The organism is Levilactobacillus suantsaii, assembly GCF_004115745.1.
GTDB classification, from domain to species: domain Bacteria; phylum Bacillota; class Bacilli; order Lactobacillales; family Lactobacillaceae; genus Levilactobacillus; species Levilactobacillus suantsaii.
Genome location: NZ_QXIL01000001.1, coordinates 154,709 through 167,019, shown reverse-complemented (window position 1 = coordinate 167,019; position 12,311 = coordinate 154,709). Strand labels below are relative to the sequence as shown.

At 52.5% G+C, this 12,311-nt stretch carries 13 protein-coding genes; 12 read left to right on the top strand and 1 reads right to left on the bottom strand.

Going from position 1 to position 12,311, the window contains the following annotated elements:
- Positions 1–16: 16 nt before the first annotated feature.
- The 9 genes from tmk to tsaD all read left to right on the top strand — a co-directional run bounded on the left by tmk (position 17) and on the right by tsaD (position 6,657).
- Positions 17–685 (top strand): dTMP kinase, encoded by a 669-nt coding sequence (gene tmk, locus DXH47_RS00765; RefSeq protein ID WP_129031184.1) that lies wholly within the window; start codon positions 17–19, stop codon positions 683–685.
- Between the two features lie 16 nt (positions 686–701).
- Positions 702–1,031 carry a cyclic-di-AMP receptor gene (locus tag DXH47_RS00760; RefSeq protein ID WP_129031183.1) on the top strand — a complete coding sequence of 110 codons (330 nt, stop codon included), beginning with the start codon at positions 702–704 and terminating at the stop codon, positions 1,029–1,031.
- A gap of 9 nt (positions 1,032–1,040) precedes the next feature.
- Positions 1,041–2,057, top strand: coding sequence for a DNA polymerase III subunit delta' (gene holB / locus DXH47_RS00755; RefSeq protein WP_129031182.1), 1,017 nt, complete (start codon positions 1,041–1,043; stop codon positions 2,055–2,057).
- A gap of 24 nt (positions 2,058–2,081) precedes the next feature.
- A complete protein-coding gene (locus DXH47_RS00750) occupies positions 2,082–2,423 on the top strand; it encodes a DNA replication initiation control protein YabA (protein WP_129031181.1) in 342 nt (113 codons plus the stop codon).
- A gap of 16 nt (positions 2,424–2,439) precedes the next feature.
- Complete coding sequence (rsmI, locus tag DXH47_RS00745) at positions 2,440–3,336, top strand: 16S rRNA (cytidine(1402)-2'-O)-methyltransferase (protein ID WP_129031180.1); 897 nt, start codon at positions 2,440–2,442, stop codon at positions 3,334–3,336.
- Entirely contained in the window at positions 3,326–4,066 is a 741-nt protein-coding gene (locus DXH47_RS00740) for an acyl-[acyl-carrier-protein] thioesterase (RefSeq protein WP_129031179.1), read from the top strand. Before rsmI ends, DXH47_RS00740 begins: the two co-directional genes overlap by 11 nt.
- 200 nt (positions 4,067–4,266) lie before the next feature.
- Positions 4,267–4,989 (top strand): tRNA (adenosine(37)-N6)-threonylcarbamoyltransferase complex dimerization subunit type 1 TsaB, encoded by a 723-nt coding sequence (gene tsaB, locus DXH47_RS00735; RefSeq protein WP_129031178.1) that lies wholly within the window; start codon positions 4,267–4,269, stop codon positions 4,987–4,989.
- Positions 4,973–5,575 (top strand): ribosomal protein S18-alanine N-acetyltransferase, encoded by a 603-nt coding sequence (gene rimI, locus DXH47_RS00730; RefSeq protein WP_129031177.1) that lies wholly within the window; start codon positions 4,973–4,975, stop codon positions 5,573–5,575. Before tsaB ends, rimI begins: the two co-directional genes overlap by 17 nt.
- Before the next feature lie 38 nt (positions 5,576–5,613).
- Positions 5,614–6,657 carry a tRNA (adenosine(37)-N6)-threonylcarbamoyltransferase complex transferase subunit TsaD gene (tsaD, locus tag DXH47_RS00725; RefSeq protein ID WP_129031176.1) on the top strand — a complete coding sequence of 348 codons (1,044 nt, stop codon included), beginning with the start codon at positions 5,614–5,616 and terminating at the stop codon, positions 6,655–6,657.
- Positions 6,658–6,731: 74 nt separating this feature from the next.
- Here tsaD and DXH47_RS00720 read toward each other — a convergent pair whose 3' ends face one another.
- The gene (locus DXH47_RS00720; RefSeq protein WP_129031175.1) at positions 6,732–8,693 is read right to left on the bottom strand and encodes an ABC-F family ATP-binding cassette domain-containing protein; all 1,962 of its coding nucleotides are present in this window, start codon (positions 8,691–8,693) and stop codon (positions 6,732–6,734) included.
- Between the two features lie 393 nt (positions 8,694–9,086).
- On the opposite strand from DXH47_RS00720, the gene DXH47_RS00715 reads away from it, so the two are divergent.
- The 3 genes from DXH47_RS00715 (at position 9,087) to groL (ending at position 12,006) form a co-directional block, all read left to right on the top strand.
- Complete coding sequence (locus DXH47_RS00715; RefSeq protein ID WP_129031174.1) at positions 9,087–9,728, top strand: redox-sensing transcriptional repressor Rex; 642 nt, start codon at positions 9,087–9,089, stop codon at positions 9,726–9,728.
- A gap of 304 nt (positions 9,729–10,032) precedes the next feature.
- Positions 10,033–10,317: a co-chaperone GroES gene (gene groES / locus DXH47_RS00710; RefSeq protein WP_129031173.1), complete on the top strand. Its 285-nt coding sequence runs from the start codon at positions 10,033–10,035 to the stop codon at positions 10,315–10,317.
- A gap of 63 nt (positions 10,318–10,380) precedes the next feature.
- Positions 10,381–12,006, top strand: coding sequence for a chaperonin GroEL (groL, locus tag DXH47_RS00705; protein WP_129031172.1), 1,626 nt, complete (start codon positions 10,381–10,383; stop codon positions 12,004–12,006).
- Positions 12,007–12,311 lie beyond the last annotated feature (305 nt).

Here is a 12,311-nt window from a genome sequence, read left to right as displayed (position 1 = left end):
CTGATATGACGTGAAAATGAGGTCGAAAATTTTGTCAGGAACGTTTATTAGTTTTGAAGGTCCGGACGGCGCTGGCAAGACCAGTGCGTTGCGGGCGATTACCACGACACTACAGCCGCTACTGGGTGACCGGTTAACGGTCACGCGGGAACCCGGTGGCAACGCAATCTCAGAAAGTATCCGGTCGATTATTTTGGACCGGGCCAACACGGCCATGGATTACCGCACCGAGGCGTTACTCTACGCGGCGGCGCGGCGCCAACATCTGGCCGAGACCATTTTACCGGCCTTAGAAGCCGGCCAACTGGTCTTATGTGACCGGTACGTGGACAGCTCGGTGGCTTACCAAGGGGCCGGCCGGCAGATTGGTGAGGCCGCCGTGGCGAAGATGAACACGTTTGCCACGGACGGGTTGCTACCCGAGTTGACCGTTTACTTCGACGTTCCCGCCGAGGTCGGGTTGAAACGTATCCAGGCTCACCGCGACCCACGCAAGGTCGACCGGTTGGACGTTGAAAAAACGGCGTTTCACGACCGGGTCCGGGCCGCTTACCTGCGCTTACAAGCAGCCGAGCCAAATCGCATTAAGCTGATTGACGCCACGCAACCGCCCGCTCAGGTGGTGGCCAGTGCGTTGACGTTGATCAAACAAACCGCCAGGGCTTACTTTACCCCTGGCGCTTAAGGGAGGAAATCCACATATGAAAATGTTAATAGCCATTGTCCAGGATAAGGATGCTAACCGGTTGAGCAACCAATTCATCGACCACGACATCCGGGCAACCCGTTTATCGACGACCGGGGGCTTTCTCAAGTCCGGGAACACCACGTTTATGATTGGGCTGGAGGATGACCGGGTCGACGATGTCTTGGACTTGATCAAGACTGCCAGTCACACGCGGCAACAGTTTATGACCCCGCCGGTCAATCTGGATGCCCAATTGGACAACACCTCGTCGTATCCGGTAGAAGTTCAGGTCGGGGGCGCCACGGTCTTCGTGCTCCCCGTCGACCAGTTTCATCGCTTCTAGGGGGTGCTCATGACCGAAGAAAGCCCGATTACGACGGTCCAACGCCTGCAACCACAACTGTTGACCCATTTCATGCACTTGATTCAGGCTGGGGACCTGTCTCATGCCTACCTGTTTAACGGCATGGACGGCACGGGACGGCAGGCCCTAGCGGAAACTGTGGCGCTCCGGTTATTTTGCCAAAACGTGACCGCCGATGGGTTGCCCTGTGGCCAGTGCGCCGAGTGTCGGCGCATCCTGGCTGGTGACCATCCCGACGTGATTCGGGTGGTCCCGGACGGCCAACGCATCAAGGTCGACCAAGTCCGTTACCTAAAGGCCGAGTTCACCAAAAGCGCGGTCGAAGGGAACCAAAAGATCTTTATCGTCGATCAAATCGAACGGATGACCACCGGGGCGGCTAACAGCCTGTTGAAATTCATTGAAGAACCGGTCGGGAACACGGTGGCCCTACTCTTGACCACCAATAAAAACTTGATTTTGCCCACAATCTTATCGCGAACACAGATTGTTGACCTCTTGCCGGTGGCCCCCAAGGAACTAGCCAGTGCCTTGGCTGATGTGGGGGTGGCTCCGAGCCAACAAACCTTACTCACGACGTTGACCGAAAGTATCGCTGCGGCTAAAGACCTGGTCGCTGACGATTGGTTGGCCACGGCACAGAAGCGGGTTGAACATTGGTTCAGTGCTTGTTGCCAAGCTGACGAACGAGCCTTTGTACGGGTCCAGACGGAACTGGTCCCACTGGCGACAAACCGCGATCGGCAAGGAATCGTCTTGGATATGTTGGTGGAGGTCTGGCACGACGCGCTGTTACAGCAAGCGGGACCTGTCGCCAAGGAGACGTTAAGTTACCCGCAGGTCGCCACGCAGAGCCAACAAATCGCGCAGCAACTGAGTGTCGATCGGTTAGTGGCGGTGGTCACGTTGACCTTGAATACTCGGCAACAACTCGCCGGGAACCTGAATTTTCAAGCAATCTTAGAAACCTTAACGTTACAGATTTTGGCGCAAGTCGCACGCTAGACCGACCAGAAAAGGGGTGGCAATTTGGATAAACAAGCAGTATATGATCAATTAAAGGATTTGAAGGGACAACTCGAGACGACTTTGACCCAGTTCACGGACTTGCAAGCAGAGTTGACTCAGGTATTTGAACAGAACGCAGAACTAGAAATTGAGAATCAACACTTGCGTGATCTTCTGCAGGAGCTCCAGCGCACCTTGCCAGAAGCCCCGGAAACCACCCAGCAGGGGTTGTCGAAGTCCCGGCAGGTTCTGGAAAAACTCTACGAAGAGGGGTTTCACGTGTGCCGGGAATTCTACGGCACGCGGCGGAAACAAGACGAAGAGTGCGCCTTTTGTTTAGAAGTTATTTATCGTGATCAATAGGAGGAATTTAGAAACGATGCAACGACTACGTAGTTTTCAATCCGAGACGGTCGGCCGGCTGTACCTGGTGCCTACACCCATCGGCAACCTCGATGACATGACGTTTCGGGCCGTTAAAACCCTCAAGGACGTTGAGCTGATTGCCGCCGAAGATACGCGCAACACGCAAAAGCTCTTAAATCACTTTGAGATTACGACTAAGCAACTTAGTTTTCACGAGCATAACACGCAGGAACGGATTCCGCAGTTATTGGCCAAGCTCCAAGCGGGCGCCCAAATCGCCCAGGTCAGTGATGCGGGGATGCCCTCCATTAGTGACCCCGGTCACGAACTGGTCGTGGCTTGTGCCCAAGCCCAGATTCCGGTAGTTCCATTACCGGGAGCCAATGCCGGCTTGACCGCCTTGATTGCCTCCGGGTTAGCGCCCCAGCCATTTTACTTTTATGGCTTCTTGGACCGCAAGCCCAAGGACCAAAAGGCCGAAGTCGCGGCGCTGTCGCAACGCCCGGAAACGTTGATTTTTTATGAAGCCCCGCACCGGTTGAAGAAGACGCTAGCAAACCTCGCTGGTGGCTTTGGGGCGGACCGGCCCGCCGTGTTGTGCCGGGAGCTGACGAAACGGTACGAAGAATTTCTCCGTGGCACCTTAGGGGAGCTGGCCGAATGGGCCGCTACCGACACCGTGCGCGGGGAATTCGTCGTTTTGGTCGGAGGTAATCCGGACCCGACCACGGAAGAAGATACGATTGATTTGAGTGAACCAATTCCGGTTCAAGTTGACCGCCTGATTGCGGCGGGTGAACGTCCCAACGCCGCGATTAAAGAGGTCGCCAATTTACGGCACCTCAAGAAACAAGAAGTTTATCGCATTTATCATCATTTAAATCAGGAGGAATCAACGGATGAGCGCTAAGGCATATACAGAACCCCACCGGATTGTTTATTATGAGGCCGACGAGACCGGTCAGTTGACCGTGGCGACGCTGATTGACTTATTCGTCCTGGTCTCTGATGACCAGAACATCGAATTAGGGATGTTCGCCGACATGATTCACGGCTTAGGTGTCGGTTGGGTGGTCACCCAGTACCACTTACAATTAACGCGCTTGCCCCACATCGGTGAGCGGGTGACCTTAAAGACACGCGCCACGTCGTATAACCGCTACTTTGCCTACCGCGAGTACTGGTTACTCGCGGAAAACGGGGACACCTTGGTATATGGCGACTCAATCTGGGTCACCATGAGTTACGCGACCCGCAAGATTGCCACGATTCCCGCGGAATTGATGGCGCCGTACCAGAGTGAAGAAGTCAAGCGTTTACCCCGGTTACCCCGGCCGCAACGGTTGGACACGACCAAGACGCAAGTGACGAAACCGTACCGGGTCCGTTACTTTGATATCGACAATAACGGTCACGTCAATAATGCCCACTATTTCGACTGGTTGTTCGATACGTTGTCCGCGGACTTCTTACGGACGCACCGACCAGTAGACGTGCAGATTCGTTTTGAAAATGAGGTCCAATACGGGCACGAAGTCATCAGTGCGGCCGTCCAAGCAGACGCCACGACTACCCAGCACCAGATTAAAGTGGGTAGCACTATCGCTGCGATTGCAACGGTGAGTTGGCAGGCGCGTTAAGTTTGCGTACCGTTTCTGCCAAAGGGTGTTGTCGGGACGATTTTGTGGTAGTATAGTAAACTGGATAAATCGTAAGACCGTCTGATTGCGCGGACAGAAAACCAATCACGCCCAACGGGTGAACGGAGCGGTGTAGCGATTCTGGCGCACCGCTCTTGTTATCTGGTTGCGCGAATTTCGTCGAGGGGGACCTGACAAGCATGAAAGTTTTAGCAATTGATACGTCCAACCGGCCCTTAAGTGTGGCCGTGTTAGATGATGACACGGTATTAGCGACCATTACGGTGACGGTCCACCAAAAGCACGCGGAGTACCTCTTGCCGGAGATTGAACGGTTACTGGCCATGGCGGACTTAACGCCTGGTGATTTAGACCGGGTCGTGGTGGCTGCTGGACCCGGATCCTATACTGGGATTCGAATCGCCGTGACTACGGCTAAGACCTTGGCAGCTACGTTGAATATCGACTTAGTGGCGGTATCCAGCTTAGCCACGTTGGCCGCCAACGTGCCGGTCATGAATGCGTTGGTAGCGCCGATGTTCGATGCCCGCAACCAAAACGTTTTTGCGGGGCTGTACCGGATCACGGCAAACGGGCCACAACCGGTGATTGCTGACGCGCACACTAGCATCACCGATTTCTTAGCGGCCGTTAAAGAGTACGCCGAACCCATCTGGTTCTTAGGCGATGCCGACCACTTTAGCGACCAGATTCACACCACGATTTCGGCCGCGACACCCGCGGTCAATGGCTGGCTGAATCTGCCGCAAGTTGCTACAATTGGGTTACTAGGTCAGCACCTAGACCCAGTCACCGATGTTGATCGGTTCGTCCCTAACTATTTACGGCTGACGCAGGCAGAAGCTGACTGGCGCGCAAACCACCCAAAAGAGTTTAACCAATCCTATGTTGAAAAAATTTAAAGTCTGGTATAAAAATGTCTTTGGGACGCATCGGGAAATCATTCGAGAGGAGACGTTGGGGGTTAAAAACCATCAAGTCGAGGTTAAGGGCGCGACTTATTTTGTCGCCAAGGCGCTCTTTACCGATATTCCAGAAATGATTGAAATCGAACGGGCCGTGTACGCGGGGAAGGCCCCGTGGGATTCGACGGCTTTTGCCAATGAACTCCGCCGTGAACGTGATCGGCTTTACTTGGTCGTACGTAAGAATGACCAATTATTGGCGTTCATCGGTTGTACCTTTGATGACCGGACGCAAGACGCCCATATCACGAACATTGCCGTCTTACCTGACTTTCAAGGGAAGGGCCTCGGCCGTTTCCTGCTGAATATCATGATCGATAAAGCCCAACAATTGAACTATAAGACCGTGAGCCTAGAAGTTCGCATCTCGAACCAACAGGCCCAACATCTCTATCATCATTTAAACTTCCACCAAACCGGCATCAAGCGCGGTTACTACTTCGGTGATCACGAGGACGCCGTGGATATGGTGTTGACTTTGGACAAGCCACTCGCCACGACGGAAAACTTGGAAGAACAGTGACGACTGCTCAAGTTAGTGGGGATTGATAATCAAAAGGAGTGAGTCCAACGGATAAGCGAAATTTAATTCTAGCGTTTGAATCGAGTTGTGATGAAACCAGTGTGGCGGTCGTTGAAGACGGTCACCGGATTCTCTCCAACATTGTTGCCACCCAAATCAAGAGTCACCAACGGTTTGGGGGCGTCGTACCCGAAGTGGCTAGTCGCCACCATATCGAAGAGGTGACCTTGTGCATCAAGGACGCCTTACAAGAGGCTAACGTGACTTACGACGACCTCGATGCCGTGGCCGTAACGTACGGTCCCGGGTTGGTCGGCGCGTTGTTGATTGGGGTCACTGCGGCCAAGACCGTGGCGTTTGCCCACAACCTACCGCTGATTCCGGTCAACCACATGGCGGGGCACATTTATGCGGCCCGGTACGTGGAACCCATCGAATTTCCGGCGATGGCCTTACTGGTTTCTGGGGGTCACACTGAGCTGGTCTACATGCCCGCCGAAAATGAATTTGAAATCATTGGCGAGACCCGTGACGATGCGGCCGGTGAAGCTTACGATAAGATTGGCCGGGTCATGGGGGTGAACTACCCAGCCGGCAAAACAGTTGATCAATGGGCCCACCAGGGTCACGATACCTTCCACTTCCCGCGGGCGATGGAGACCGACGACAACTTCGACTTTAGCTTTAGCGGGTTGAAGAGTGCCTTTATCAACACCACTCACCACGCGGACCAGGTCGGTGACACGCTTAACAAGCACGACCTGGCGGCCAGTTTCCAACAAGCCGTCGTGGACGTTTTGGCTGAAAAGACGTTGCGCGCGTTGCACGATTACCCGGTCCACCAGCTCATCTTAGCTGGTGGGGTGGCGGCTAACCTCGGCTTGCGGGAACGCTTGGACCGTGACCTGGCCAACGTTGCCGGCACGCATTTACTCAAAGCGCCGCTCAAATTGTGTGGCGATAATGCTGCGATGATCGGTGCCTTTGCCAACGTGGCCTACCGCCATGGCGTTTTTGCGGATGCCACGCTAAATGCCGACCCGAGCTTAGAATTCGACTGGATTGCTGATGCGGTGAAGTAACATGAATTGAATACCTGATTGAAAAAGGACGCGGAGAATTCTCCGCGTCCTTTTGGATATTTAGGATAGGTCAATTAATCAGTTGCATCGTCAAAATCTTCCAAGGCAAGGCTTTTGTTGGTCCAGTCATCTTCGGTCTGGTCGAGCTTGGTAGTTACGACATCGAGCTGTTGCTGAAGATCCGCCAGCTTATCGGCATCGTTGAAAGACTCTGGTTGGCTCATAGTTTCTTCGATTTGGGTCTTCTCTTTTTCTAGGTCTCCGAGTTGGTCTTCTAAGGCTTGGACCTGCCGGGAAAGCTTGCGTTTGGCTTTCTGGCGGTCCTTTTGTTGTTGGTAGTCGACCTGCGTCTGCTTGGGTGCCGTGACGGTCGGGTGGGCGGCCTCCGCTTCAGCGGCTTCCTTTGCCGCATAGGCATCTTGTTCGGCCTTCTTGGAGACATAGTAATCGTAGTTGCCCAGATAGCGGGTCGTCCCGTTAGGGCTTAACTCGATTACCTGCGTGGCGATTTGGTTGATGAAGTACCGGTCATGGGAGACGAACAGGATGGTCCCATCGAAGTCGTTTAAGGCGTTTTCCAAAACTTCACGGCTATCGATATCCAAGTGGTTGGTCGGTTCATCAAGCATCAAGAAGTTATCGTGACGTAGGGCCAGCTTAGTTAACAAAAGTCGGGCCTTTTCGCCCCCACTGAGGCTGTGAACGGTCTTGTCCACATCGGAGCCGGTAAACAGGAAACTGCCCAGAATCGAGCGGATATCGCCCTCCGGCGTGGTTGGGTGGTCGTCCCAAAGCTCGTGAAGTACCGTCTTCTTATCATGCAGGTTAGCCTGGTCTTGGTCGTAATAGCCGGTGTCTACGCCGGTGCCAAAAATGATCTGGCCCTTTAACGCCGGTAGCTTGCCTAAGATGGTCTTAAGCAGTGTCGATTTACCGACCCCGTTGGGCCCCACGATGGCGATAGCTTGATGTTTCTTGATGTCCAAGTTAATGGGCGAAGATAGGGTGTGGCCATCGTATCCGACGGCAGCGTTGACCACGTCGAGGACAACGTTGCCACTTTGGCGGTGGGGACGAAAGGAGAAACGCGCGACCTTTTCGTCACCCTCGGGCCGGTCTAAGCGGTCCATCTTTTCCAATTGTTTGCGCCGGGCCTGGGCCCGCTTGGTAGTCGAGGCCCGCACGATGTTACGGTTAACGAAGTCTTCGAGCTTGGAGATTTCGGTCTGTTGCTTGTCGTATTCCTTCCAGGCTTGCTGGAGTCGCTGAGCTTTCTCGTCGATAAAGTGCGAGTAGTTACCTTGATAATGGCTGAGACTGCCACGGGACATGTCATAGACTTCAGTTGCCACGTGGTCCAGGAAGTACCGGTCATGGGAGACGACGAGTAGGGCGCCGGGGTAACTTTGTAAATAGCCTTCTAGCCAGGTCAAAGTTTCGACGTCGAGGTGGTTCGTGGGTTCGTCTAAGATCAAGAGGTCCGGTTTTTCCAGTAGGCGCTTGGCTAAGGCCAATTGGGTCCGTTGTCCCCCGGAAAGCTCGCTGACAGGTTTATCATAGTAGTCTTCGTTGAATTCGAACCCGTGGAGTACGCCCCGAATCTCGGCTTGGTAGCCGTATCCATTTTGGTCACTGAAGTCCTGTTGCAATTGATCGTAGGTCTTGGTGATCTGCTGCAATTGGTCGGCGTCAGCAATGACCTGGGGGTCACTCATTTGGCCTTCCAGGTCGTGCATTTTTTGTTCCATCGCCCGTAACTTGGCGAAGACGGTTAACATTTCATTCCAAACAGTTTTAGTAGAGTTTAACCCGGCGTTTTGCGCCTGGTAGCCAACGGTCAATCCGCGTTTGCGGGTGATTTGACCGTCATCGGGGGTGGTTTCCCCGGCAATCATTTTAATTAGGGTGGATTTACCAGCCCCGTTGCGTCCGACGAGCGCTACCCGGCCGTGGTCACTGACGTCGAGAGTCACGTCGTGAAACAGCACGGTAGCGCCAAACCGCCGGGACACTTGTTGGACTTGTAAGAGAATCACAAAACCAACCTCCTTTTCGGTATGACTTTCATTAATAACCTTCATTTTAGCATATTGTGCAGTTAAGCCGAAATATTGTCTAGGGGGGAATGGAGGGAAGCAACGGGTAGAAGCGACCGCTACAATTTTGCCCCGTAAACTAGTTTGTGAGAAATATGAGAAATAAAATTGCGTTTTGGGCGGGCTTGTGAAATAATTAGGCTCGTTATGCACAAATGCAGATTGTGAAGGAATTTGAAAAATATTTGCAAATTCTTTCACAAGATGGGCTGATATGCTATAATCTATAGGAAATCAGGTTTCACAATTAGACTATAAGTTAGGTTTGTAAGTTATCGTGACGAAATCTTATCAAGCGATGACCGGCAAGAATTGATTAGGAGGTAACATGCTTTGACAGAACAAAAAATTCCACGCGCGACGGCGAAACGGTTGCCGATTTACTATCGCTACTTGAATATTCTTTTGGACGCGGATAAGACGCGGGTTTCGTCCACGGAACTTTCCGAGGCAGTAAAGGTGGATTCCGCCACGATTCGGCGGGACTTTTCCTACTTTGGAGCGTTAGGGAAACGTGGTTACGGATACGACGTCGAGAGTTTGATTAAGTTTTTCCGCAAGATCTTGAACCAAGACCGACTGACTAGTGTCGCCTTGATCGGGGTCGGGAATTTGGGCCACGCCCTCTTGAACTTTAACTTTCACCAGGACAGTAACGTCCGGATCAGTGCGGCGTTTGATATCAATGAAGAAATTGCGAACACCATTCAAAGTGGGGTCCCGATTTACCCGATGTCTGATTTGCGGACGCAACTCGAGGAACAGCAAATTCAGGTCGCTATCTTGACCATTCCTTCCGATGTCGCCCAAGAAGTGACGAATGAAGCTGTGGCGGGTGGCATCAAAGGAATCTTGAACTTCACGCCACTGCGGATTACGGTGCCGAAGGGCGTTCGGGTGCAAAACGTGGACTTGACCAACGAACTGCAGACCCTGATCTACTTTTTGGAACACTACAACCAAAAGGAAGCCTAAGGGCTTTAAAACGTCACGTTTAACTGACTAATTGCGCCCCTTAAATGCTAGAGGCAGGATGAATTGGTGAGAATGGCGCTGGGACCACGGTCCCAGCGCCTTTTTGGTACGCTAATGGCGAGAAGCCCGGGGCGACACGGTGTTATTGGGTGCAACTGGTTGGGCCGCCTTAGAAAGTTTGCTAAATTCCTTGATTTTTAAAACGAAAACTCATATATTAGAAACTGTGATTAGCACTTATGTTAGTCAAGTGCTAACAGTGCTAAAAACTAATGTTAATAGTAAGTTCATTGGAGGGATTCAAGTGTTAAAACCATTAGGAGACCGCGTCATTTTAGACCAACCAGAAGAGCAAGAAGAAACGGTTGGCGGCATTGTGTTAGCAAGTAACGCGCAAGAAAAGCCGCAAACGGCTAACGTTGTCGCAGTCGGCGACGGCCGGGTGTTAGACAATGGCGATAAGGTTGCGCCAAGCGTCAAAGTTGGCGACAAGGTTTTATTCGATAAGTATGCGGGTACGGAAGTTAAGTACCAAGACCAGACTTACCTTGTTTTACACGAAAAGGACTTAGTTGCGGTTATCGACTAAGACTTTCCCCACGATTGATTTAAAAATTCATTTAAAAAAATCTATATGAGGTGAACGAGAATAATGGCTAAAGAATTGAAATTTTCTGAAGATGCACGTAGCGCAATGTTAACCGGTGTCGACAAGTTAGCTGACACGGTCAAGACCACCTTAGGGCCTAAGGGTCGCAACGTGGTGCTGGAACAAAGTTACGGTAACCCGACCATCACGAACGATGGGGTTACCATCGCTAAGGCCATCGAATTAGACGACCACTTTGAAAACATGGGCGCTAAGCTGGTTTCCGAAGTTGCTTCCAAGACCAACGATATCGCTGGTGACGGGACTACGACGGCCACGGTTTTGACCCAAGCCATCGTTAACGAAGGCATGAAGAACGTCACGGCCGGTGCCAACCCAGTTGGCATCCGTCGCGGGATCGAAAAGGCAACGGCCGCTGCCGTTAAGGGCCTGCACAAGATGTCTCACGATGTGAAGACCAAGGACGACATCGCCCAAATCGCCTCGATTTCTTCTGCCAGCAAGGAAACTGGTTCCTTGATTGCTGACGCCATGGAAAAGGTTGGTAACGATGGGGTCATCACCATTGAAGAATCCCGTGGGGTTGAAACCAGCCTGGACGTGGTTGAAGGGATGCAATTCGACCGTGGCTACATGTCTCAATACATGGTCACCGACAACGACAAGATGGAAGCTAACCTGGACAACCCATACATCTTAATCACGGATAAGAAGATTGGGAACATCCAAGACATCTTACCATTATTACAATCCGTCGTTGAACAAAGCCGTTCCCTGTTGATCATCGCCGATGACATCACTGGTGAAGCTTTGCCAACGTTGGTCTTGAACAAGATGCGCGGAACCTTCAACGTGGTTGCTGTTAAGGCCCCTGGCTTTGGTGACCGCCGGAAGGCTCAACTCCAAGACATCGCCGTTCTGACTGGTGGGACTGTCATCACCGATGACTTAGGCCTGAACTTAAAGGACACGACCATCGATCAATTAGGCCAAGCTCAAAAGGTCAACGTCACGAAGGACAACACCACGATTGTTGAAGGTTCTGGTTCTAAGGACCAAATCTCCGCTCGGGTTGATGAAATCAAGGGTCAAATCGCTGACACGACTTCTGATTTCGACCGTGACAAGCTGAAGGAACGTTTGGCGAAGTTAGCCGGTGGGGTTGCTGTCGTTCGGGTCGGTGCTGCTACTGAAACCGAATTGAAGGAACGCAAGTACCGGATTGAAGACGCCTTGAACGCGACCCGTGCCGCCGTTGAAGAAGGCTTCGTTGCTGGTGGGGGGACTTCCTTGATCAACGTCATCAAGGATGTCGCCGCCGTTGAAGCTGAAGGCGACGAACAGACGGGGGCCAACATCGTGCTCCGCGCTCTGGAAGAACCCGTTCGCCAAATCGCGCAAAACGCTGGTGTTGAAGGCTCCGTTGTCGTTGAACACTTAAAGGGCGAAAAGCCAGGTATTGGTTACAACGCCGCCAACGGTAAGTACGAAGACATGGTTGCTGCCGGCATTACCGACCCAACCAAGGTCACCCGTTCTGCCCTGCAAAACGCTGCTTCTGTTTCTGCCTTGTTGCTGACGACCGAAGCGGTGGTTGCGGACAAGCCAGAAAAGAACCCAGCACCTGCTGCTCCAGCCGCACAACCCGGCATGGGCGGTATGATGTAAGCTCAATTAAATTAGTAATGTGTTATCAAGCCTGGACCTCGGTCCGGGCTTTTTTGTGTGCGGTGGCGCCGATAAATGGGTGGATCGCTAAGCCGGTAAACAAGTTGACGGGCAACGAGTACCTAGGAGTGAAAGCAGCGGGTGGCGGCGAGGGGCTTCGGGGCGGTAAAATTGCGGGTTGTTAATGCGAAGAATTGTGGTAATGTGGACCTAGATGTAGTAGAATGACGTTTGCATTCGCAAAAGCGAGTGGTGTTTTCCGGTCTCTGGCCGGGGTTTCAATCATTATTTCGTGGAGATAAGGA